The following is a 21,818-nucleotide window of genomic DNA, read 5'->3' on the forward strand; positions in this document are numbered from 1 at the left end:
GGCACTCCCCGTGGTGTCCCGTCTTCATTTCCCGGCCGCGCCCCAGCGTCGACCTGCCCCGGTTCGTGACGCTAGCACGCGGCCCGCCGTCCGGAACCCGGGCGGGGTCCGGCCGGTGGACCGCGTGAGGTGTCCGTCCCGGTGCGGGATCAGCCGACGCGGGTGAGCTTGTCGGTGAAGCCCGGTTCGGTCAGATCCTTCTGCAGGGTGACCGGCACCTTGACCGCGCCGCCCTCGCCGTCACCGACGGTGAGGCTGCCGACCTTGGTGCCGGCCTTCGCGGTGTGCGGTACGTCGTCGGCGGCGAAGGACAGCTTCACCTTGAAGCCGGCCCAGCCGACGGCGGTGACGTCCTTGGTCAGCACGACGGGGGTGTGGCCGCCGAGGCCGTCGTCCACGTACCCGACGACGTCGCCCTTCTTCAGGATCTTCGTCGAGGTCAGGGCGTCCTCGGCGGCGAGCAGCGCGACCTTGCTGACGTCGTTGACGGTCTTGATGATCGGCGCCTTGTGCTGGCCGAGGATCGCGCCTACGACGGTGACGGTCTCCCCGCCGACCTCCTTGCGGCCCGCGAAGAGGAGGTTGCCGCCGGCGGCGGTGGTGGTGCCGGTCTTGATGCCGATGCCGGTGTAGGGGACCAGATAGTTGTAGTTGTACCACTTCTGTCCGGACGGATCGATCCACTGTCCCATGGACGTGATCTCCACCAGTGCCGGGATCTTCACCAGCTCGTTGCCGAGCTTCACCTGGTCCTCGGCGGTGGAGACGGTGGTCTCCTTCAGGCCCGAGGCGTCGGTGTACTTCGTGTTCTTCATGCCGAGTTCCTCGGCGGTGTCGTTCATCTTCTTGATGAACGCCGCCTCGGAACCGGAGTCCCAGCGGGCGAGCAGCCGGGCGATGTTGTTGGCGGAGGGGATCATGATCGCCGCGATCGCCTGCCGCTCGGTGAGGACGTCGCCCTGCTTGACGGTGTTGAGGGTGGACTCGCCCTGCTTGTTGTAGCCGCCCTCCTTCTCGGCGAGCGCGTCGACGGTGATCTTCGGGCCCTCCTCGCCGGACTTGAGGGGGTGGTCCTTCAGGACGATGTAGGCGGTCATGGCCTTGGCCACGGAGCCGATCGCGACGGGGGTCTGCTTGCCGAAGTCACCCATGGTGCCGACGCCGTTGACGTCCAGCCAGCCCTGGCCCTGGGTGGGCCAGGGGAGGGTGGCCTTGCTGCCGTCGAAGGTGTAGGAGTCCTCGGCGGTGAGGCTGAGCGTCGGGGCCGGCAGCGGGCGCAGGCTCTGCGCGATCGCAAACGCGACGACCAGGAGGATGAGGATCGGGGTCCAGATCTTGACCCGGCGGCCGAGGGTGCGCAGAGGGCTGGGCGGAGGCGGCGGAGTGTTGGTGAGCTCCGCGAGCAGGTCGAGGGGCGGCTTCGGCGGCAGGGGCTGCTGCGTGGTCCGCTCCGGGCCGACCTGGCCGACCTGGGGGACGGCGGCGGTCACGTCCGGCTTCGGCCGCGACTCGCGGGGCTCGTCGAGGGCCTTCAGCGCGACGAACTTGCTCGTCCGCTCGGCGGCGGTCTCCGGCTTGCGGGGCGCGTCGGCATCCTTGGGCTCCGCCGCCGCATCCGCCGCCTTGCCGAGCTTCAGCATGGTGGTGGGCTGGTCCACGGGGGGCCGGGGTGCCTTGAAGACGGCGGTGGGCTGGTCGACGGGGGGCGTGTCGCTCACGTCCGCGTCATCGGGCCGACTGTCTTCGGGGTCCTCGCCGTCGCCGCCGGTCTCGTCGTCCGTCTGCGGCCCGGTAGGCGCGGGGCGCGAATCCGAGTCGCCGGTGTCCGGGCGGGGCCGGTCGTTGGGGTCGTCGACCGTCCGGGGGTCGGTGGGGGCTGGTCGCGCAGTTCCCCGCGCCTCTGGGGTGTCGGACTTGTCGTTGTCCGGGTGGGGCCGGTCGTTGGGGTCGTCGACCGTCCGGGGGTCGGTGGGGGCTGGTCGCGCAGTTCCCCGCGCCTCTGGGGTGTCGGACTTGTCGTTGTCCGGGACGTGGTCCTCGTCGTCGGCTACGGCCGTGTCGGCGGCGTCGGTCTCTGTCGCCGTGTCGGTGTCCGGGGCGGACTCGTCCTCGGAGGCGTCGTCGGCGGGCTCGGCGCCCTTGCCCTCGGGCCCGGGCTTCTCGTCCCCGGTGCGGACCCACGCCGCCACCGCGTCCCGCAGCCGCGCGTCGGGCGCGTCGGAGTCGTCGGCGCTCTCAGCCGTGGCCGAATCGTCCGGTCCCGCAGTCGCGTCCGCGTCGTCCGCGTTTTCCGCTGTGTCGGAGTCGCCGGAGCCCCCAGCCGTGGCCGAAGCGTCCGGGGCCTTCGTCGGGGCCGTGTCCTCCGGGTCTTCTGTCGGGTCGGCGTCGCCGGGGCTTTCAGCCGTCACGGAATCTTCCGGGCCGTCGGGCGTGTCCGTGGTGTCCGGGTCTTCTGTCGGGTCGGCGTCGCCGGGGCTTTCAGCCGTCACGGAATCTTCCGGGCCGTCGGGCGTGTCCGTGGTGTCCGGGTCTTCTGTCGGGTCGGCGTCGCCGGGGCTTTCAGCCGTCACGGAATCTTCCGGGCCGTCGGGCGTGTCCGTGGTGTCCGGGTCATCCGCCGGGTCGGCGTCGCCGGAGTCCTCAGCCGTGGGCGAAGCGTCCGTGGCCGGCTTCGTCGGGGGCGTGTCCTCCGGGCCCTTCGTCCCCTCGGCGTCCTCTGGGCGCTTCTCCGCGGGCGAGGGGGTCCCCGTGTCGGATCCGGCCGTTGCGGGCTCTGAGGGGCCCTCGGCGGGCTTCTCGGGGGTCGTCGGGAGGTCGCGTACCGAGAAGACCCTCGTGGCCGTGTCGACGCCGCCCAGGGAGATGGACTCCCGTGCCACCGCGAGCCGGGGATCGCGGGCGGAACTCCTCGCCTCGGGAACCGGACTCGCGCTCCCCGACGTCGGTTCTGCCGACGACTCGCGCTGCTTCGACCTGTCGGGGGACTCGCCCGCCACCGATGCCTCCTCCATGTGCCGCGGGTGATCGGTATCCGTCACCCTGCGTCTGCCGAACCGTTGAATCGCCGCCCGGGCAGCCGCCACACCACGCTGTCCGAACCATGTACCAGTGTCCTGTGTGTGGCCCTGTCCCAAGCGGTAGACGAGAACGACATACCTACCGGTTCCACTACAAACAGGTCACGCACCCTCGACAGACCAATGTGAGAGGGGTCACCCTGTCTTTCATCCACGCGGGGAGGCATGGATGGGCAGGAGCCGCAGAACACTTCCGGAAGAGCTTCTGCTGCTGGCGTTGGACCCGACCACGGGTACCACCGCACAGCCGCAGTCGCTCGACCTCGGTCTGGCCGGAGCACAGCTAGTGGAGCTGGCGCTGGCCGGACGGATAGCCCCAGACGGGGATCGTATCGCCGTGGTAGCCCCACGGCCGACTGGAGATCCGACTTTGGACTGCGCGTTGGAGTTGCTGCGAAGGCGTGGCGCTCCCGTGCGGGCAGTGAACTGGATCGGCGGGCCGCGACTGGGGCTCCGCCAGACATACCTCTCGCATCTGGAGCGGTGCGGCATGGTGCATGCCGTGGCGGGTCAGATGTGCGGAGTGCTGCCGACGACTCGCTACCAGGCGACGGACAACGAGATCAGCCGGGAGATCAAGTCCCGACTGGACTCGGCGATCCGCACCGGCGTACCGCCGGACCCGCGGACCGCGGCGCTCGCCGCCCTGGCACACGCGGTCGGCCTCGGCAAGCACCTGTATCCGGGCAACGAGGGACGGTCCTCGAGGTCCCGGCTGCGGGACCTCATCAGGCACGACCCGATGGGCGGTCTCGTCGCGCACGCCGTGATGGACGTCCAGAACGGCGTGGCCGCACAGCCGCGTCGTAACCCGGCACCCGCCGGCCGCCAGGCCGCCCCGGGAGCCAGGCCCGCACCGGAACCCGCTCGCGGCGTTCCGATGCAACCGCGCCGAGGACCGATGGCGCGCGCCGTGGCTCACTGAGCCGCAGTTCCACGGCACGCACCGCCGAGAGCACGACCCGCACGACTCGCACCACGCACCACTCAGCCGCCGCACCGTCAGTCCCCAAAGACCGGTCCGGGAGCCGCTGGTCCGCGCGGGGCGACGGAACCGTACGTCCGTACATCGGGCGTCGCCGGGTTCCGCCGCCCCGCGCGGCCGCATGTCCGGGCCCGGTCGGGCCGGCGCCCCAGCCGACGGGTACGCAGCGCATATACACCGTTTCCCAGCGGTAATAAGCACCTTGGTGGCAGTCTGCTCAACAGCAGATACGCAAAGTCAAGAACGAGGCACGCAGCCGGAGGTGCACGTCCCGTGGCGTCCAATGTCAATCCCACCGTCAGGCGGCGCCGGCTGGGCCAGGAGCTGCGCAGGCTCCGCGAGCTCAAGGGCATGACGGCCGAAGAGGTGGCGGAGCGGCTGCTCGTGTCGCAGTCAAAGATCAGCCGGCTGGAGAACGGCCGGCGCAGCATCAGCCAGCGCGATGTCCGCGACCTGTGCGGGGTCTACGAGGTCGAGGACCAGCGCATCGTCGACTCCCTGATGCAGATGGCCAAGGACTCGCGGCAGCAGGGCTGGTGGCATGCCTTCGGGGACATCCCGTACAGCGTCTACATCGGTCTGGAGACCGACGCCGAGTCGCTGCGGGTCTACGAACCCCAGATCATCACCGGCCTGTTGCAGACCCGGCCGTACGCCGAGGCCATCGTGCGCGGCGGCGCGCCCGAGGCGACGGAGACGGAGAACGACAAGCGGGTCGAGGTACGACTGCGGCGGCAGAGCCGGGTCGCGGCCGAGCGGGACCCGCTGCGGCTGTGGGTGGTCCTGGACGAGGCGTCCCTGCGCCGGGTCGTCGGCAGCCGGCAGGTGATGCGCGAGCAGCTGGAGTACCTCGTCGAGGTGTCCCAGCAGCCCCATATCACCGTGCAGGTACTGCCGTTCGACGTCGGCGCCCATCCCGGGCTCAGCGGCCAGTACTCCATTCTGGAGTTCTCGGACGCGGCCGATTCCAGCGTCGTCTACATCGAGGGCGTCACCAGCGACCTGTACCTGGAGAAGGCGCACGACGTGCAGAAGTACACCGTGATGTACGAGCACTTGAGGGCGCAGGCGCTCAACGTCGACCAGTCGCGTCAGCTGATCGAGGACCTCGCCAAGGAGTACGCCCGGGAATACGCCCGTTGAGGCGCTTCCAGACAGAGCGGGCGGGATAGTACACCTCGGCCTCGTCCGTCTGGAAGAGTCGCTTGGAATATGCCACCAGAAGAGTGAACGACTGCTCCGAAAGAGGAAGTCGGCGAGTAGCGTCGATCACGCCAACGATCAGTAAAGGTTGGCGTGATCCGAACACTGCACATCTGGCTACGGAGCGAATATGGCAATTCGTCTGGGAAACCTGGACACATGGACGACCTCCACCTACACCAACGCCAACGGGGCGTGCCTGATGGTGAGGTCGACCGAAGAGGAAGCACTCGAACTCGGCGACACGAAGATCCCCGAGGGTCCCAAGCTGGCCTTCCCCGCCGACGCGTGGAGTGCCTTCGTGGCCTCGGTCAAGGTGTGAGGGGCGGACCGGTCTGATCCCCGTCCCGTTCATCCACAACTGCACACCACAACTGCTCGCGACAACAGCACAAGCACCACCACAGAGCCCTCTCGACCAGATCGCCGTCCTTGCCGAGGGGGCTCGGCGTGTGCCCGCGCCTGCGGCGCTTCGGCCGATGGGTTGTGTGTCGGGTGCGGCTCCGTGGGGGCTGGTCGCGCCCCGCGGCGGAGCCGCTGATGTCACAGCCCCGCGCCCCTAAGTTGGTGCAGCTGGACCTACTCAAGAGGCGCGACCAGCCACGACGGACCCGCAGCCGCTACGCCAGGGCACCTTCCACGGCGGAGACGACGTCGTCCGACTCCGGCTCCGTCTGCGGGGAGAACCTCGCCACGACCGACCCGTCCCGGCCGATCAGGAACTTCTCGAAGTTCCAGCGGATGTCCCCGGTGTGCCCCTCGGCGTCGGCGAAGCCCACCAGACGCTCGTAGAGCGCGTGCCGCCCCTCGCCGTTCACCTCGACCTTCTCGGTCAGCGGGAAGGTCACCCCGTACGTCGCCGAGCAGAACTCCGCGATCTCCTCGGCGCTGCCGGGCTCCTGGCCCATGAACTGGTTGCAGGGCACGCCGAGCACGGTGAAGCCCTGCTCCGCGTAGCGCTCCTGGAGCTTCTCCAGGCCGTTGTACTGCGGGGTGAGCCCGCACTTGGAAGCCACGTTCACGATGAGGACGGTCTTGCCGGCGTACTGGCCGAGGTCGGCGGAACCGCCCGTGAGGGCACCGATCTCGACGCCCAGGGGAGAGGAACCATCTGTAGTCGTCATGACCGGATGCTAACTCCGCTCAGTGAATCCCCGGTTCCGGCCCCCGTTCACCGGTAGCGGCCCCCGACGCCTCCACGAGCACCTCCCCGGCCGCCGTCCGCGCATACAGCACCGACCGCCCGGCCCGCCGCCGCTCCACCAGGCCCGCGTCCAGCAGCACCCGCAGATGCCGTCCCACCGACCCCAGCCCCTGCCCGGTCACGGCGACGAGCTGGCTGGTGCTCAGCGGCGAGTCCAGGAGGACCAGCACCCGGGCCCGCGCGGCGCCGAGCAGCGTGCCGAGGCTCGCGGGCACGCTCCGGGCGCCCGGATCGGCGAGGGCGCCCGTGCAGCCGTAGACGATGGCGTACCGTCGCGGCTCCTCCCACGTCGCCCAGCCGCGGCCCGGGGTGACCGGCACGAAGACGAGCTCGGCGCCGGAGATCTCGCGGGGCGGACGCTCGTGCCGGTTCACCTGGAGCCGGTTGTCGCCGAGCCAGCGGGTCTGGCCCGGGGCCAGGGAGTCGATGACGGCGGCCCAGCCGCCCCGGCTCACCTGCGCGGTCCTGGCGACCACGTCCGCCTCCAGGATCCGCCGCCGACGGTTCCAGTACGGCCGTATGGTCCGCGTCCAGACGTAGGCGAGGAGCGCGGCGGCCCGCTCCGGGAGGTCGTCCCGCTCCAGGCCGGCGGGCAGCGGGCCGCGCAGGGAGACCCGGACGTTCGCGCGGGCCTCGGCGGGGTCGGTCGCCCGGATCCGCGCGAGTGTCTCCTCCAGGGGCGTGCCGTCGCGCGGCAGCGGTGCGAGGAAGTCGGCGATCCAGGACGTGCCCATCGCCGAGCGCACCAGCAGTGCGGTCACCGGGTCGGCCGCGAGGCGCGCGCGGTAGCCGGGCAGATGGGTGCGGAGCCAGGCCTCCTCGCCCGGGTGGGCGGCGGTGCCCGTGTGCAGCAGCCGCAGGGTCGCGAAGGTCTCGGTGAACGGGCAGACCACGAACCGGCTGCGGACGACGGTGTCCGCGTTGACCTGCCACCAGCCCATGTACCCCCCTTGGTTTCGCGACCGCGCGAAACACTAACCGTCAGCCGCCGACCGCTCCGAGACTCCCCCGCATGCGCAGCTACCGCACCCTTTTCCGCACCCCGGAATACGCCCCCTTCCTCCTCTCCTTCGCCGGCTACGCCGCCGCCCAGACGATCGCGGGCCTGGCCCTGGCCACGCTGGTCTACCGGGCCACCGGCTCCCCGCTGCTGTCGGCGGTGAGCATGTTCGGACCGCAGCTGGCGCAGTTACTGGGAGCCGCGTTCCTGCTCTCCGGCGCCGACCGCCTGCCCCCGCGCGCGATCCTGACCGTGATCTCCCTCGCCTTCGCGGCGGGGACGGCGGTGCTGGCGCTGCCCGGTCTGCCGGTCTGGGCGGTCTTCGTCGTCCTGCTCCTGCAGGGCCTGGTCGCCTCGCTCGGCGGGGGAGTGCGCGGGGGACTGATGAACGAGATCCTGCCCAAGGACGGCTACGTCCTGGGCCGTTCGGTCTTCAACATGCTCTGGGGCCTGGTGCAGGTGACCGGTTTCGCGACCGGCGGCGCGCTGCTGGCCCTGCTGTCTCCCCGTGTCTGTCTGCTCCTCGCGGCGGCGTTCTACGTGGCGTCCGCCCTCGTCAACCACGTCGGCCTCACACCCCGCCCGCCGCGCTCGGCCGGCCGCCCGTCCTTCTCCGCGACCTGGCGCACCAACGCCCTCCTGTGGTCCTCCCGCCCACGCCGCCTGGCCTACCTGGGCCTGTGGGTCCCCAACGGCCTGGTGGTCGGCAGCGATTCGCTCTACGTCTCCTACGCCCCCGCGGCCGCCGGCACGATGTACGCGTGCGGGGCGCTGGGCATGTTCGTGGGCGACATGGCGATCGGCCGCCTGGTGCCGCCCGCGCTGCGCCCCCGTCTGGCGACCCCGCTGCGCCTGCTGCTGGCGGCGCCCTACCTGTTCTTCGTCCTACGGCCGTCGGTGGCGCTGTCGGTCGTGGCCGTCACCGTCGCCTCCGTCGGGTTCGCCGCGAGCCTGGTCCTCCAGGAACGCCTGATGTCCCTCACCCCCGACGACCTCGCGGGCCAGGCCCTCGGCCTGCACACCACCGGCATGGTCGCCCTCCAGGGCATCAGCGCCGTCCTCGCCGGCACCGTGGCCCAACTGACCTCCCCGGCCACGGCGATGACACTGATGGCGGCCGCGTCGGTCACGGTCACCCTGACGCTCTTCGCGCTGGAGAGGCGCGAGGAGCGACAGCCGGGTGCCGGTGTGCCGACCGCCGCGGAGGCGACCGGCACCGGGTGAAGGGCGGTGGGGAGCGCGAGGCACCCGTCGTCCGGCTCTACGGAGTGGCGACCACGCCTTCGGCGGCGCTGAGGGGGACCGCCTCGACGTACTGCTCCCCGACCTCCTTCAGGTAGCTCTCGAGCGCCGGTGGGCGGTAGTCGGCGTCGCCCTTGCGGCGCAGCAGGACCGAGTCGGCCAGGTACTCGTGGCCGACGAGGTGTCCGTGCTCGTCCTTCTCCTGTCCGATGGGGCGGTGCAGCGGCTTGAAGAGCCGGTAGAAGCCCTTGCGGGAGGGGTCCCAGGGGCCCATCGGGTTCGGCTGGACGGCGAAGTCGATGCACTCGTCCGGGTCCATGGTGTCCGGCCCCTGCTCGCTGAGGGCCCGGGGGTCGAACTCCAGGCCGTACCGGGCGGCCTGCCGGACCATCCACAGGAGGGTGATGTCGGACAGGCCCGAGTCCTTCTCGCCGCCCCCGACGGCGGTGTGCACCCCGGAGAACCAGACCTGTCTCAACTCCTGGCCTTCGGTGGCGTCTTCGTCCTGCCGCCACAGCGTCGGCGGGAACGCCGAGCGCTCCTCGTCGACGGCCAGGGCCTGGAAGGCGCCGTTCACCGACTTGCTGAGGGTGGTGTCGTGGAAGGCCCAGCGGTGGTTGAAGCGGTCGACGAGCGGCTGGAGGAACGAGGGCGCCGGCACCGGGATGCCCAGGGAGCCGACCGTGTCCCAGACGCCGACGAAACGGATCTCCGTCTCGTACGCGTACGCCCTGCGGAACAGCGTGGCGGCCACGCTGGTCGGTTTGTCGGCGCGGCTGCGGTACAGCGCCCACGCCTCGTCGATCCGGTAGGCCTGTTCCGGGCGCAGGATGCCGCAGTTGTGCACCAGCCCCGCCAGACTGCGCGCGGTGAACGCCCCCCGGCTGAACCCGAACAGGTACAGCGTGTCCCCGGGTTCGTAGGTGTGGATCAGGAAGCGGTAGGCGTCGAGCACGTTGCGTGAGAGCCCCACCCCGAACGCCCCGCCCCGCAAGCGCTCCCGCCGGTTCGTGCCGACCCCGCTGTGGTAGTACACCCGCTGTTCCGTTCCGACAGCGGAGCGTCGCCGTACGGCCAGGGCCACCTTGGCGACATTGGTCTTGCTCGGCTGGTCGGCGAGATTCCAGGTCCCGTCGCAGCAGATCACCAGACGCTTGGCCATCATGTGTCTCCTCTCCCTGTAGAGAGGACCCCGCGACTGCTCGGTGGATACAGCCAGTACCGCAGGGACGGTGCCGACCCGCAACTCGGAGCCCGGTGGCGGGTCGGCGGCGGCCCGGTGGTCAGGCCACGACCGTGAACAACCCAGACTTCTCGCCCAGCCTCGACAACGAGACCTTGCCCGGGATGCCGTTGGCGTCGGCGCCGCTGTAGCCGAGGTGACGCTGCCACTTGGCGTAGGCGGCGACGGTGGTGGTGCCGAAGGAGCCGTCGCCCGCGTAGCTCCGGGAGAGATAGCCGAGTCCGACGAGGGCGGCCTCGGTGAGGTTGGTGCCGGCCATGTAGCTGACGTGGCCCTGCTTGGCCCCGGGATCGGTCTTGGCGGCCTTGACCAGCCGGGACAGGTCCACGCGGGGCTTGCCCGCCGGCTTCGTCGGCTCCGTCTTGCCGGGCTCCACCGCCAGTTGCTTCTTCACGGCGGCCCGGAAGTCGTCCATGTCGAAACTGGGGTCGATCTTCCCCGGCTGGCACTCCTTGTGCCCGGCGACGGACTTCTCGCTCCAGCCGTGCGCGCGGCAGATCGCGGCCGCCCACAGCACGGCCTGCCGGTACTGCGCGTTCGGGTATGGGTCCCCGCTCTTGCCGAGGTTCTCGATCTCCAGGCCGTACAGACAGTCGTTGCCGTCGGCAGTGGCCGCGTCGTCGTGGGGGAGCGGCTTCTCCTCGCGGAGCGCGTTCAGGACATCGATGTCGGCGTAACCGGCGTGGTTGGTACGGCCGTTGCCGATCATCCACAGCCCGGCAGTCTTGCCGAGCCAGGCGTGGCACAGCGGTCCCGGCAGGTCGGATCTGCCCTTGTAGCAGAGCTCCTTGTCGTTGTGTCCGCCGGTGTGGTGGATCAGCACCCCGATGACGGGACCGAAGGACTTCCCGGACGCCGCGTCGCGGTTGTGGGTCTTCCAGCCGGCGTGTTCGTGCACGGTGAGGCCCTCGGCCTTCAGCGCGGCGAGCATCTTCGCGGCGGACAGGGGTGTGGCCATGGCTGCGGTTCCCTCCGGGGGCGCGACGAGAAGACGTCAAGTGGCGTTCGTGTCTCGTCTGTTGACGTTCCGTTGGCACTCAGGGGGACGTGCCGCTGCCCATGATTGCGGCAACATCGCGCCACGCGGGGGGAATCGCGGCATTCACAGCCGAACGGGGCCCGGTCCTCGTCCCCAGGGATTCGGACCGTGTTCGGCGCGGCGGCCCGAAGGGCTACGACCGCCGCGCCGAGGCGGGGTCGCCGTGGCCGTGGGTCAGCCCGGCGCCACCGCGCGGCCGGTCTGGGGCGAGATCATGCCGGAGCACAGCCCCTTGGCGGCCAGTGTCTGCGCGATGCGCGGGATCGCCGCGCGGGTGTTGGCGGGCCAGTCGTGCATCAGGATGACCTGCCCGTTGGTGAGCCGCCCGACCGCCGCGACGATCGCGTCGGTACTGGCGTTGTTCCAGTCCTGCGAGTCGACCTGCCAGAGGACCTCGGTCAGCCCGTACTTCGCCTCCACGGCCTTCACCGTCGCGTTGGTCTCGCCGTACGGCGGTCTGAACAGCCTGGGCGTGCCGCCGCCCGCGTTCGCGACGGCCTGCTGGGTGCGGGAGATCTCGGAGTCGATCGTGGCCTGGCTCTGCTGGGTCAGATGCGGGTGCGTGTAGCTGTGGTTGCCGACCCACATCCCGGCGCTGACCTGGGCCCTGACGAGCGCCGGGTTGGCGGCGGCGTACTGGCCCTCGTTGAACATGGTGGCCCTGAGGCCGTACTGCTGGAGGGAGTTGAGCAGGGTGGTGGTCCCGCTGCCCGGGCCGTCGTCGAAGGTGAGTCCGACGTATCCGGCGCAGGCGGCGGCCTGTGCGGGGGCAGCGGCGGCGGGAGCCGCGAGGGTGCCGGCGGCGGCCAGAGCGGCGGCGGCCACTAACGGGAGGTGCGACCGGGCCCTCATCAGGACACCGTGATGTTCGAGCTGCCGCTGCTCTGGTAACCCTCGGTCGCGAGGATCATGTAGTACTTGAAGCTGCCCATCGGCATGCCGGCCCGGGCCCACGCGTCGAAGTGGTTGCCGGTGGTGATGGTGCCGCCGGTCCGCCTCGACTGCCGGACGCTCCAGTACTGGTTGAAGGTCTTGGTGCCTTCCACGGACGGGGCGTTGTAGCGGGTGGTCTGGTAGATGTCGTACGTCCCGCCGTCGCTGGTGACCGTGCCCTTGTACGTTCCCGTGGGCCGGTAGGTGCCCCAGTTGTCGACGACGTAGTACTCGACGAGCGGGTTCGAGGTCCAGCCGTAGAGGGCCAGGTAGGCGTTGCCGGACGGGTTGAAGCTGCCCGAGTAGCTCACGGTCCTGCGGGAGCCGTTGCTCCAGCCCTTGCCGGCCACGAAGTTGCCGGTGTTGCGCCAGGAAGTGCTGTAGTTCCCGCCGGAGTTCAGGGTCATGGAGACCGTGCCCTGGGCGTCCGTCCAGAACGAGTAGTAGTAGCCGTTGTTGGTTCCGGTCTGATTCGTGGTGATGACCGTGGCCGCCTCGGCGGTGCCGGGCAGGGCCAGGGTGGCCCCGGTGGCCAGCAGGAGGCCGCAGACACTGCGGCGCGTGGGGTGTGCGGGTGTGTCAGTCATGCCCCACAGTTTTGGTCTGCCCCTGTCAAGCGTCAACAGTTTCGGCAGATGTTTCGAATGCTTCGAGATCCCTCTCACCTGAGGAAATCGGCGAAATCTTTCGGAAGATCGCGGAGGGCGAAGATCGGAGAGGTCAACAGATCTTCGAATGTTTCGAAGGCTTTCCGGAGCGTATTCGAGGCTAGTGACCCTTGGTCGCGCAGGGAGGCGCGTCCCGCAGATGATCCTTCGCCCAGTCGGCGAGCTCCCTGAGCGCGGGCTCCAGCGCGGCTCCCGCCGCGGTCAGCCGGTAGGAGACCCGCAGTGGGGGGCCCTCGTCGACCTCGCGGAGCACGAGCCCGGCCGCGCCCAGCTCGACGAGCCGGTCGGCGAGCATGCGCTCGCTGAGACCGGGGATGGCCCGCCGCAGCTCGGAGAAGTAGGTCGGCCGCCCCATCAGCACGGCGAGGATCGGACCGTTCCAGCGCTTGCCGAGCAGCTGGAAGACGCGGGTGATGCCGTCGTCGACCCGCTTGCACGGTTCCTGGTCGTGGATCTGCTCGGCCGTCATGGGTGCAGGGTACCCCTCTGTCGTATGCTGCTGAAAAAAAGTAAGTACCTGTGCTAGATATAGCTAGGTACATATCCTCAGCTCATTATCGCGATGGAGAAGCTCATGGTCACCCTGCTGCACATCGACTCGTCCGTCCTCCCCGGTGAGGCATCCGCCTCCCGCGCCGTGACCGAGGCCTTCAGCAAGACCTGGCAGGAGCAGCACCCGACCGGCACGGTGATCTACCGCGACCTGGCCGTCGACCCGGTCCCGCACATCACCGCCGACGCCCATGCAGCGGGCTTCGCCGACCCGGCCACGCACACCCCCGAGCAGGCCGTGGCCTTCGCCGCCCGCCTGGAGCTCATCGAGGAACTGGAGGGTGCGGACGCGATCGTCATCGGCGCCCCGATGTACAACTTCACGATCCCGTCGACCCTCAAGGCATGGCTGGACAACGTGACCCTCTTCGGCCGCACCGGCGGCGAGGACCCCTCCGCCAAGGGCACTCCGGTCACCGTCGTCGCCAGCCGGGGAGGCTCCTACGGCCCAGGCACCCCGCGCGAGTCCTACGAGTTCGTCCAGACCTACCTGACGGCTCTCCTGGGAGGCGCTCTCGCCCTCGACGTCGACTTCATCGTCCCCGAGATGACGCTGGCCCCGCACAACCCGGCGCTCGCGGAGTTCATCCCCCTCTTCGAGGCCTCCCGCGCGCAGGCTCTCCAGGACGCGGAGGCCAGGGCGAAGACGCTCGCCGAACGTTTCGCGGCCTGAGCCGCAAGGAGACATGGGACGGCGTAGAGAACGACAAGGCAGGAGAAACAGCAAAGGCAAGGAGGTCACCCCACTCCTTGCCACTGTCAACGTATAGCGCACCGGGGGGCTTGCGGCAAGGCCCCGGTGCGGGCGCAGACTTACCCGCCTGAGCCGGAGGGCGCCGGAGAATCGGGAGTGGGTCGAATGCGCGCAGTTATCTCCTCGGCCGGCCTGGCCCTGTTCGAAGGGGCGGACGACTGCTTCGCCGTCGGCGAGGCCGGCCACCAGGTACTCTTCCGCCGGGTCGTCGCCGTCGTCCACCACGGCCGCTCCGGCCGGAGTGCCCCAGGTGGTCGTACCCCAGATCCTGGACCGGCCGAACCGGGCATCGGCGGGGCGCACGGCGGTCCCACGCCGACGTACGAGCGCTGACGGCAGCGCTCGCGAAGGCGGCGGCGGAGTCGCTGCTGGACATGGCCGGCCGGGCGTGCTCGCGCGTGGCCGGCCCTCGTGGTCGTAGAACATGACCTCACATCGGAGCTGCTGACTTGAATTCCCTGCCCACCAGCGTGTTCGCCCTTCCCGAGCGCCTCGCCGCCAAGGCCGACCCGACGCTGACCGCCGCCGACGAGCGGCACTTCGCGGCCATCGCGGAGTGCCTGGAGCAGACGATCGCCGACCTGTCCGCCACGCTCGACGCCACCCGCAGGGCGCCCGGCGGCATCGGCCAGGAGGCGATGGACCGGGACACCGAGATCCACCGGCTCAGCGCCCGGCTGCGCACCCTGCGCCGCTTCGGCCTGGACCTGTGCCTCGGGCACATGGTCGCCGCCGATGACCCCGAGCCGGTGTACGTCGGACGGCTCGGCCTCACCGACAGCACGGGCCGCAGGCTGCTCGTCGACTGGCGGTCCCCCGCGGCCGAACCGTTCTTCGGGGCCACCCACGCCAATCCGATGGGGCTGGCCAGCCGCCGCCGGTACCGCTGGACGGGCGGCCGGATCAGCGACTACTGGGACGAGGTGTTCGCCCCGGACGGGTTCGCCGGGCACCACGCCTCGCTCGACGACCAGTCCGCCTTCATCGCCAGCCTGGGCAGCGACCGCTCGGAACGGATGCGGGACGTCCTCGGCACCATCCAGGCCGACCAGGACGCCATCATCCGCGCGGGATCCCGCGGCGCGCTCGTCGTCGACGGCGGTCCCGGCACCGGCAAGACCGTGGTCGCCCTGCACCGCTCCGCCTACCTCCTGCACGCCGACCCGCGCCTCGGCCACCGCCGCGGCGGTGTGCTGTTCGTCGGCCCGCACCGGCCCTATCTGGCCTACGTCTCCGACGTGCTGCCCAGCCTCGGCGAGGAGGGCGTACAGACCTGCGTCCTGCGGGATCTCGTGGCCGAGGGAGCCACGGCGGGAATCGAGGCCGACCCGGAGGTGGCCCGGCTGAAGTCCTCCGCGGACCTGGTGAAGGCGATCGAGAAGGCCGTCAGGTTCTACGAGGAGCCGCCGACCGAGGGCATGATCGTCACGACCCACTGGTCCGACATCCGGCTGACCGCGACCGACTGGGCCGAGGCGTTCGACGCGGCGGAAGGCGCCCCGCACAACGACGCCCGCGACCAGGTCTGGAACGAACTGCTCACGATCCTGGTGGACCGGCACGAGGGCGACGCCCCGGAGAACCTGCTCCGCAAGTCCCTGCGCCAGAACAGGGAGCTGCTCACGGCCTTCAACCGCGCGTGGCCGCTGCTGGAGGCGGCCGACCTGGTATCGGACCTGTGGACGGTCCCCGCCTATCTGCGGATGTGCGCCCCCTGGCTCGACCGCGACGACGTACGCAGACTCCAGCGCGCGGACGGCCAGGCCTGGACGGTGTCCGACCTGCCGCTCCTGGACGCGGCCCGGCAGCGGCTCGGCGACCCGCGGACCTCGCTCCGCAAGCGCCGCAACGAAGCCACCCTCGCCGCCCAGCGCGAGCACATGGCCACGGTCGTGGACAACCTCAGCGCGGTCGCCGACGACGAGTACGGCATGGGCCTGGTGACGATGCTCCGCGGCGAGGACTTCCACCACGCCCTGGTGGACGAGAACGCCCTGCACACCGCCGACCCGGACCTGCTCGCCGGCCCCTTCGCACACGTCGTCGTGGACGAGGCGCAGGAACTGACCGACGCGGAGTGGCAGATGCTGCTGCTGCGCTGCCCGTCCCGGAGCTTCACCATCGTCGGGGACCGCGCCCAGGCGAGGCACGGCTTCACCGAGTCGTGGCAGGAACGGCTCGAACGGATCGGCCTGGACCGCGTCACCCTGTCGTCCCTGAGCATCAACTACCGCACCCCGGAAGAGATCATGAAGGAGGCCGAGCCGGTCATCCGCGCCGTCCTTCCCGACGCCAACGTCCCGACCTCCATCCGCAGCACCGGCGTCCCCGTCACCCACGGCTCGACCGCCGACCTGACCACGACCCTGGAGACCTGGCTCGCCGCCCACCCCGACGGCATCGCCTGCGTCATCGGCGACCCCGCCTTCCTGGCGACGCCCCGGGTCCGTTCCCTTCCGCCGGAACTCTCCAAGGGCCTCGAATTCGACCTGGTGGTCCTCGTCGACCCCCAGAACTTCGGCGAGGGCATCGAGGGGGCGGTGGACCGCTATGTGGCGATGACCCGGGCGACGCAGCGACTCGTCGTACTCACCGGTCTCTGACCGCCGTGCCCGCGGGCGGACGGCGGACATCGGGAGGTGCCGACCCACCCCCGTGCCGCACCCTGATCAAGGCCTACGACACCCGCGCGGCCGACCTCGCCCGGCCGTGCCGCCGGGGACGGTGCATAGAATCCGGTCCCATGCCGAACCCTGACGAGCTGATCGTTGACATCGCCGCCCTTGTGGAGTCCGGGCGGAGCAGTCACATGTCCCTGACCGTGGTCACCGGTGGTGCCGTCATCACCGGGCGACTGGCTCCCGAAGCCATGTGGAGGCAGCGGGTGTCGGAGGTGCTGACGGACTCCTCCGACCTGGGTGAGTTCTCCGCTGTCTTCGCCACCCCCGTGAAGAAGGACGGTCCGCCCACGCATCTGCACTTCCACGTCGCCCGGATCCTCCAGGGCACGGTGGGGATCCCGGAGACGGGCGGGATGTACCGCGTCGCGATCGAGGACGTCAGCGCCTGGACCGTGGGCGACTTCAGCTACTCCGACCACTGACACGCGCAACGGCCCCGGACGGGGAGTCCGGGGCCGTTCCACGTGAGCGCCTGGTTGTGCGGTGTGCCCCCGGCAGGATTCGAACCTGCGACACCGGCTTTAGGAGAGCCGTGCTCTATCCCCTGAGCTACGAAGGCGGGCTGGTCGGACGTGGTGCGATGCTGTCCACAGGGTCACCTGAGCAGACAACGCGACGTACCGACGGCTGACCAGTCATAGCGTAGCGGATACGCGTCGGCGAGGGTCCTTCAGTAGGGGGCCACCGGAGAGGACTGACATGGCACTGATCCTGGTGACCGGCGCGGCCGGTGGGCTCGGGCGGGACACGGCGGACGCGTTGGCCGACGACGGGCACGACGTGGTCGTCCACGTCCGGAACCCGGCGCGGCTCGCCGACGCGGAGGACACCGGCCGGTGGAAGGGCGTCGTCACGGGGGACCTCGCCGATCTCGACGAGATCCACGAAGTCGCCCGGCAGGCGGGCGCGTTCGGCCGCTTCGAAACCGTCATCCACAACGCCGGCACGATGGACGCCCGTGACGCGGGCACGGTCAACACGGTCGCGCCCTATGTGCTGACGGCCCTGATGGCCAAGCCGGCCAGGCTCGTCCACCTCAGCAGCTCCATGCACCGCACCGGCTCCACCGATCTGCGACGGCTGGCCGCCGGTTCCGCGTCCTACAGCGACAGCAAGCTGTGGGTGACCACCCTCGCGCTCGCGTGCGCGTCCCGGTGGGACGGCACCACGAGCCACGCGGTCGATCCCGGGTGGGTGCCCACGCGGATGGGCGGCGCCGGCGCCCCGGACGATCTGACCGAAGGGCACCGGACCCAGGTGTGGCTCGCCACCCACGACGACGTGACCCCGAGCACCGGCGGCTACTGGTACCACCGGCAGACGCAGACACCGCACCCGGCGGCGCTGGACGAAGAGTTCCAGGACCGCCTCATCCGGTTTCTGGAGAGCCACACGGGCGTTCCGCTCGACTGACGCGGTCGGCAGCGGCGTCCGGCCCAAAATGGATAGGTCGATCCGATTGTCAGGGTGGCCGGTATGACCCCTGGCGCCCCGCACCCCGAAGGCCCCGCCGCTCAGCCGCTGCGCAGTGACGCGGAGCGAAACCGGGAGCGGATCATCGCCGCCGCCCGCACGGTGTTCGCGCGTGACGGTCTGAACGCCTCCATGGCCTCCGTGGCCCGCGAGGCGGGCGTGGGGATCGCGACCATGTTCCGTCGGTTCCCCACGAAGGAGGAGCTGGTCGACGCCGTCTTCTCCGACCGCATGGGTGCCTACGCCGACGTGGTCACCGTCGCCCTGGAGGACCCCGACCCCTGGAACGGCTTCGTCGGTTACATCGAGACCGCCTGTGCGATGCAGGCCGCCGACAACGGCTTCGCCGACGTCCTGACCATGACCTTCCCCACCGCCAAGGTCCTGGAGGAGCGCCGCAACCGGGCGTACGAGGGCATGCTGCGCCTCATCGAGCGCACCAAGGCCACCGGCCGCCTGCGCGCGGACTTCGACGCCTCGGACCTGGTACTGATCCACATGGCCAACGCCGGCGTCGTCAACGCCACCGGCGACGCCGCCCCGGACGCCCGGGCACGAACCCCTCTACAAGGCCATGCTCCGCGCCGGTCAGGGCACCTCCGCACCGCCCTCGGGCAAGAGCGGCCGACCTCGGGAGCGTCAGAGGAGCGGTACCCGCGTGAAGTGGCTCGCCGCGTGGAGTTCGGTCTCCACGCGGGTCGCGGTGAGACGCAGTTCCGGGAGGATCTCCGCCACGCATTCCTCGGCCGTGCGGCCCGCCGCGTGCAGGGCCACGTTCACCGCGGCGACCACCCGGCCCGTACGGTCGCGGACGGGGACGGCGATGGTACGGAGGCCGTCCTCCCAGTTCTCGTCCAGCAGGGCGTAGCCCTGGGTGCGGACCCGGTCGAGGTCGGCGGAGCGCTCCTTGTCCGCCAGCAGGACCCGGCCCAGGGAGGTCGCCGAGGCCGGCAGGCGGGTGCCGGTCCTGATGTCCACGCCCATGATCCGGGGGGAGACGGCCCTCGCCGTGTACTGGATCTCCGCCCCCTCGCCCGATCCCGGCGGCACCAGGACCGCCAGTGCCGTCGACTCCCGCACCCGTGCCGAGAGATCGGCCAGGTGCGGGGCCGCGATGCGCGGGAGGGTCGTACGGGAGAGGGGCGGGAAGCCCAGGGACAGGACGCGGGGGGTGAGGCCGAAGGTGCGGGACTCCGGCTGCTGGCGGACCAGGCCCAGGTGTTCGTAGGTGATCAGGGCCCGGCGGGCCGTCGCCCTGGCCAGGCCGGTCGCCCGTGCCACGTCCGTCAGCGTGAGCGCGGCCCTGCCCTCGCCGAACGCCGTCAGGACCGTCAGGCCGCGGGCGAGGGACTCGATGAACTCCCGGCCCAGTTCGTTCTTGGCCGCGCCGATCCAGGAGGCCGATCCCGAGGGGGGCGGGCCCGGGTCCGGATCCGGGGTGGACGCCAGTTCGCGTTCCATCTCCGCCACCGTCGCCCGCAGCCGCGGCAGCAGGGTCTCGCGCAGGTCCGTCGCGGTGTGGCGGCTGGTGTGGCTCACGACGTTCGCCACGCAGGCGATCCGTCCCGTGCGCGGGTCCCGTACGGGAACGGAGACCGCCACCAGACCCGGCTCGATCAACTGGTCGTCCAGCGCCCAGCCGTCCCTTCCCGCCTGTGCCGCCTTCGCCTCGAACTCCCCTTGCGCGGCCGTAGGTTCCCGGGGCGGTACGGCGGGAAAGCCCCGGTCCTGCGGGTCCGCCGCCCGGCGCTCGCGCCAGGCCCGCCAGTCGGCGTCGGTCCACTCGGACGCGAACAGGGGCCCGGGGGCGGTGCGTTCGGCCGGGAGCAGGTCGCCGATGCGGAAGCTCAGGGACATCGCGCGGCGGCGGGTGGCCTGGTGGATGAAGCGGATGCCGTCGCGGTCGGCGACCGCGAGCGACACCGACTCGTCCAGCTCGTCGGCGAGGGCATCGGCCCGCCCGGACAGCAGAGCGGGCAGACGCAGGGCGGCGAGATAGGAGTTGCCGAGTTCCATGAGCCGGGGCGTGATCACCGCGTCCCGGCCGTCCAGGCGGACGTATCCCAGCCGGGCCAGCGTGGCCGTGATGCGGTCGACCGTGGAACGCGCCAGGCCCGTCGCCCGCTCCAGACCGCTCGGGCTCAGCGTCCCGCCCGCCTCGGTCAGCTCCCGCAGCACCCCGACCCCCCGGATCAGCGGTGCGACCGCCTCGGCCGGCACGGCGGACTCCGGTACCGGCGGGGATGTGGGCGTGGCAGCGGGCATCGGTTCTCCGGTACGGCGGTCGCGGGACGCCTACGGTAATCCGAACGGCGGGCGCGGCACGCCCACGGTCACCCGACTCGGCGGTTCGCCCCGCGACTACTCCCTGGTGACCTGCACCCGGTAGTCGCCGTTCCCGTCCGTCCCCACCACCCGCACCCGGATACCCTGGCCCGGATCCCGGAACTCCTCGCCTACCGCGAACGACGCGTCCGAGAGCTCCGCGTGGACGTTGGGGCTCCGCGTGCACCCCCCGCTGTTGCGCCGCGAGTCGTACACCCGCACCGGGCCCCGCCCGGTGTCCACGTCCGCGTCGACCCTGTAGACGAGGACCCCCGGCCGGCACACCGTCTCGTCGTTGCCCTCGCGGGTGCGGAGTTCGACCGCGTAGCCGGTGCGGCTGCCGAGGGGGACGAAGAGGAGTTTGGTGCCGGGTCCCGGCCGGGCCAGCGGGGTCAGGGTGTACTGCGAAGTCCCCTGCCCTGTCACGCAGTTGACCTGTGCCGCGTCCAGCCAGCCCAGCTTCCACTTGTGCCAGCCCAGGAGGTCGTTGTTGGCGCCCCAGTCCTCGCTCATGATGTCCCAGTGGCCGACCGCGCCCCCGCCCGCCTCGGTGTAGAGGTCGGGCAGGCCGAAGACATGGCCGTTCTCGTGGGGCAGGACCCGGTACCCGGTCTGCGCGTAGGAGCCGGAGCCGTCGTCCTGGCGGGAGTAGACGAAGGAGGCGTTGGCGACCGGGACACCGTCGGCGACTGGGGCGTCGGGGTTGCCGGCGAAGCTCACCGACAGGACCGTGTCGAGGGCGGAGGGACCGGCGTTCGGGGTCACCAGCACGTTCAGGAAATCGTAGGACCGGAAGTCCACCTTGGGATCGGCGGCGGCCACGATGTCCTGGACCAGCCGGCGGTAGCCCGGGTCGAAGGGGGCGCCGCGTTCTATGCCGTAGGCCCGGAAGGACTTCGGCATGCGCAGCCAGTCGGTGATCGGGGCCTCGGGGCGGTAGTCGAGACGGCCATAGGAACTGGTGCGGAACCAGTCCTGGGTCTGCGGGAAGAACTCGCGGAACCGGTCGAGCGCGGGCCCGGAGCCGGGTGCGTCGGAGAAGTCGATCATCAGGGTGAGGGCGTGGACGGTGCCGGTGGAGCGGGAGTAGCCGCCGGGCGTGGGCAGGCCCTCGGACATCTGGACCGCCGGTCCGCCGCTGATCAGACAGGCGCCCTGGGTGTCGGAGCGGGCCACGGCGATCGGACCGGCGGTCGTGGCACCCGGAGCGAGGCGCTCGGTGCCGGCCGAGGTGCTCACCGCGAGGGTCAGCGCGGTCACGGACACGAGGGCGGCGACCCGGCGCGGACGTATGCGACGGCTGGTCCACGGCATGCGGGCACCCTTCGGAGCGCGGCAGCCGCTGGTCGGAGGGCTGCACCCTTTCGATCACCCTGTGCCGGGGGAGGGGCCGACGCGCGCTGGACGAGACCGAACGTGGGTACCACCGGGAATGTGAC

19 protein-coding genes and 1 tRNA gene are annotated in these 21,818 nt (G+C 70.8%); 9 read left to right on the forward strand and 11 right to left on the reverse strand.

Features of this window, described 5'->3' with window-relative positions; all coding sequences use genetic code 11:
• Window positions 1-149: 149 nt before the first annotated feature.
• Complete coding sequence (locus BFN33_RS33205) at window positions 150-2,996, reverse strand: hypothetical protein (RefSeq protein ID WP_069763886.1); 2,847 nt, start codon at window positions 2,994-2,996, stop codon at window positions 150-152.
• A 250-nt stretch (window positions 2,997-3,246) separates the two neighbouring features.
• Here BFN33_RS33205 and BFN33_RS33210 point away from each other — a divergent pair, with 250 nt between their 5' ends.
• The 3 genes from BFN33_RS33210 (at window position 3,247) to BFN33_RS33220 (ending at window position 5,587) form a co-directional block, all read left to right on the forward strand.
• The gene (locus tag BFN33_RS33210) at window positions 3,247-4,002 is read left to right on the forward strand and encodes a GPP34 family phosphoprotein (RefSeq protein WP_069763887.1); all 756 of its coding nucleotides are present in this window, start codon (window positions 3,247-3,249) and stop codon (window positions 4,000-4,002) included.
• Between the two features lie 333 nt (window positions 4,003-4,335).
• Complete coding sequence (locus tag BFN33_RS33215; protein WP_069763888.1) at window positions 4,336-5,205, forward strand: helix-turn-helix transcriptional regulator; 870 nt, start codon at window positions 4,336-4,338, stop codon at window positions 5,203-5,205.
• A 190-nt stretch (window positions 5,206-5,395) separates the two neighbouring features.
• Window positions 5,396-5,587 carry a DUF397 domain-containing protein gene (locus tag BFN33_RS33220; protein ID WP_069763889.1) on the forward strand — a complete coding sequence of 64 codons (192 nt, stop codon included), beginning with the start codon at window positions 5,396-5,398 and terminating at the stop codon, window positions 5,585-5,587.
• 298 nt (window positions 5,588-5,885) lie between these two features.
• Here BFN33_RS33220 and BFN33_RS33225 read toward each other — a convergent pair whose 3' ends face one another.
• Both BFN33_RS33225 and BFN33_RS33230 read right to left on the reverse strand, forming a co-directional pair.
• Window positions 5,886-6,389: a glutathione peroxidase gene (locus BFN33_RS33225; RefSeq protein ID WP_069763890.1), complete on the reverse strand. Its 504-nt coding sequence runs from the start codon at window positions 6,387-6,389 to the stop codon at window positions 5,886-5,888.
• A 19-nt stretch (window positions 6,390-6,408) separates the two neighbouring features.
• Window positions 6,409-7,410: a helix-turn-helix transcriptional regulator gene (locus tag BFN33_RS33230; protein WP_069763891.1), complete on the reverse strand. Its 1,002-nt coding sequence runs from the start codon at window positions 7,408-7,410 to the stop codon at window positions 6,409-6,411.
• A 71-nt stretch (window positions 7,411-7,481) separates the two neighbouring features.
• Here BFN33_RS33230 and BFN33_RS33235 point away from each other — a divergent pair, with 71 nt between their 5' ends.
• Entirely contained in the window at window positions 7,482-8,693 is a 1,212-nt protein-coding gene (locus BFN33_RS33235) for an MFS transporter (protein WP_069763892.1), read from the forward strand.
• Between the two features lie 37 nt (window positions 8,694-8,730).
• Here the strand turns inward: BFN33_RS33235 and BFN33_RS33240 are convergent, their stop codons facing one another.
• The 5 genes from BFN33_RS33240 to BFN33_RS33260 all read right to left on the reverse strand — a co-directional run bounded on the left by BFN33_RS33240 (window position 8,731) and on the right by BFN33_RS33260 (window position 13,063).
• A complete protein-coding gene (locus tag BFN33_RS33240; RefSeq protein WP_256122923.1) occupies window positions 8,731-9,876 on the reverse strand; it encodes a DUF2235 domain-containing protein in 1,146 nt (381 codons plus the stop codon).
• Window positions 9,877-9,994: 118 nt separating this feature from the next.
• Entirely contained in the window at window positions 9,995-10,912 is a 918-nt protein-coding gene (locus BFN33_RS33245) for an N-acetylmuramoyl-L-alanine amidase (protein ID WP_069763894.1), read from the reverse strand.
• Between the two features lie 255 nt (window positions 10,913-11,167).
• Complete coding sequence (locus BFN33_RS33250; protein ID WP_256122924.1) at window positions 11,168-11,818, reverse strand: polysaccharide deacetylase family protein; 651 nt, start codon at window positions 11,816-11,818, stop codon at window positions 11,168-11,170.
• Window positions 11,819-11,844: 26 nt separating this feature from the next.
• Window positions 11,845-12,513, reverse strand: coding sequence for a glycoside hydrolase family 11 protein (locus BFN33_RS33255; protein WP_069763896.1), 669 nt, complete (start codon window positions 12,511-12,513; stop codon window positions 11,845-11,847).
• Between the two features lie 181 nt (window positions 12,514-12,694).
• Complete coding sequence (locus tag BFN33_RS33260) at window positions 12,695-13,063, reverse strand: helix-turn-helix domain-containing protein (protein WP_069763897.1); 369 nt, start codon at window positions 13,061-13,063, stop codon at window positions 12,695-12,697.
• A gap of 105 nt (window positions 13,064-13,168) precedes the next feature.
• On the opposite strand from BFN33_RS33260, the gene BFN33_RS33265 reads away from it, so the two are divergent.
• From BFN33_RS33265 to BFN33_RS33280, 4 genes are all read left to right on the forward strand, one after another.
• Window positions 13,169-13,819: an FMN-dependent NADH-azoreductase gene (locus BFN33_RS33265; protein ID WP_069763898.1), complete on the forward strand. Its 651-nt coding sequence runs from the start codon at window positions 13,169-13,171 to the stop codon at window positions 13,817-13,819.
• Window positions 13,820-14,005: 186 nt separating this feature from the next.
• Window positions 14,006-14,233, forward strand: a complete 228-nt coding sequence (locus BFN33_RS33270) for a hypothetical protein (protein ID WP_069763899.1) — start codon at window positions 14,006-14,008, stop codon at window positions 14,231-14,233.
• A 116-nt stretch (window positions 14,234-14,349) separates the two neighbouring features.
• Window positions 14,350-16,503, forward strand: a complete 2,154-nt coding sequence (helR, locus tag BFN33_RS33275) for an RNA polymerase recycling motor ATPase HelR (protein WP_069763900.1) — start codon at window positions 14,350-14,352, stop codon at window positions 16,501-16,503.
• 140 nt (window positions 16,504-16,643) lie between these two features.
• Window positions 16,644-17,003: a hypothetical protein gene (locus BFN33_RS33280; protein WP_059206563.1), complete on the forward strand. Its 360-nt coding sequence runs from the start codon at window positions 16,644-16,646 to the stop codon at window positions 17,001-17,003.
• Between the two features lie 64 nt (window positions 17,004-17,067).
• Here BFN33_RS33280 and BFN33_RS33285 read toward each other — a convergent pair.
• Window positions 17,068-17,140 (reverse strand) — tRNA-Arg (locus BFN33_RS33285).
• 140 nt (window positions 17,141-17,280) lie between these two features.
• Between BFN33_RS33285 and BFN33_RS33290 the strand changes: the two genes are divergently transcribed.
• Window positions 17,281-17,994 (forward strand): SDR family NAD(P)-dependent oxidoreductase, encoded by a 714-nt coding sequence (locus BFN33_RS33290; protein WP_069763901.1) that lies wholly within the window; start codon window positions 17,281-17,283, stop codon window positions 17,992-17,994.
• Window positions 17,995-18,693: 699 nt separating this feature from the next.
• Here the strand turns inward: BFN33_RS33290 and BFN33_RS33305 are convergent.
• Both BFN33_RS33305 and BFN33_RS33310 read right to left on the reverse strand, forming a co-directional pair.
• Complete coding sequence (locus BFN33_RS33305; RefSeq protein ID WP_069763904.1) at window positions 18,694-20,319, reverse strand: IclR family transcriptional regulator C-terminal domain-containing protein; 1,626 nt, start codon at window positions 20,317-20,319, stop codon at window positions 18,694-18,696.
• Between the two features lie 96 nt (window positions 20,320-20,415).
• Complete coding sequence (locus BFN33_RS33310) at window positions 20,416-21,693, reverse strand: M6 family metalloprotease domain-containing protein (RefSeq protein WP_069763905.1); 1,278 nt, start codon at window positions 21,691-21,693, stop codon at window positions 20,416-20,418.
• Window positions 21,694-21,818 lie beyond the last annotated feature (125 nt).

Source organism: Streptomyces sp. LUP47B, from assembly GCF_001746295.1.
Lineage (GTDB): Bacteria > Actinomycetota > Actinomycetes > Streptomycetales > Streptomycetaceae > Streptomyces.

Excerpts from the sequence above, each read along its gene's own strand:
- BFN33_RS33235 (WP_069763892.1), top strand. The coding sequence starts at position 7,482 with ATGCGCAGCTACCGCACCCTTTTCCGCACCCCGGAATACGCCCCCTTC.
- BFN33_RS33260 (WP_069763897.1), bottom strand. The coding sequence starts at position 13,063 with ATGACGGCCGAGCAGATCCACGACCAGGAACCGTGCAAGCGGGTCGAC.
- BFN33_RS33245 (WP_069763894.1), bottom strand. The coding sequence starts at position 10,912 with ATGGCCACACCCCTGTCCGCCGCGAAGATGCTCGCCGCGCTGAAGGCC.
- BFN33_RS33270 (WP_069763899.1), top strand. The coding sequence starts at position 14,006 with ATGCGCGCAGTTATCTCCTCGGCCGGCCTGGCCCTGTTCGAAGGGGCG.
- BFN33_RS33310 (WP_069763905.1), bottom strand. The coding sequence starts at position 21,693 with ATGCCGTGGACCAGCCGTCGCATACGTCCGCGCCGGGTCGCCGCCCTC.
- BFN33_RS33210 (WP_069763887.1), top strand. The coding sequence starts at position 3,247 with ATGGGCAGGAGCCGCAGAACACTTCCGGAAGAGCTTCTGCTGCTGGCG.
- BFN33_RS33220 (WP_069763889.1), top strand. The coding sequence starts at position 5,396 with ATGGCAATTCGTCTGGGAAACCTGGACACATGGACGACCTCCACCTAC.
- BFN33_RS33290 (WP_069763901.1), top strand. The coding sequence starts at position 17,281 with ATGGCACTGATCCTGGTGACCGGCGCGGCCGGTGGGCTCGGGCGGGAC.
- BFN33_RS33305 (WP_069763904.1), bottom strand. The coding sequence starts at position 20,319 with ATGCCCGCTGCCACGCCCACATCCCCGCCGGTACCGGAGTCCGCCGTG.
- BFN33_RS33225 (WP_069763890.1), bottom strand. The coding sequence starts at position 6,389 with ATGACGACTACAGATGGTTCCTCTCCCCTGGGCGTCGAGATCGGTGCC.
- BFN33_RS33240 (WP_256122923.1), bottom strand. The coding sequence starts at position 9,876 with ATGATGGCCAAGCGTCTGGTGATCTGCTGCGACGGGACCTGGAATCTC.
- BFN33_RS33230 (WP_069763891.1), bottom strand. The coding sequence starts at position 7,410 with ATGGGCTGGTGGCAGGTCAACGCGGACACCGTCGTCCGCAGCCGGTTC.
- BFN33_RS33255 (WP_069763896.1), bottom strand. The coding sequence starts at position 12,513 with ATGACTGACACACCCGCACACCCCACGCGCCGCAGTGTCTGCGGCCTC.
- BFN33_RS33265 (WP_069763898.1), top strand. The coding sequence starts at position 13,169 with ATGGTCACCCTGCTGCACATCGACTCGTCCGTCCTCCCCGGTGAGGCA.
- BFN33_RS33280 (WP_059206563.1), top strand. The coding sequence starts at position 16,644 with ATGCCGAACCCTGACGAGCTGATCGTTGACATCGCCGCCCTTGTGGAG.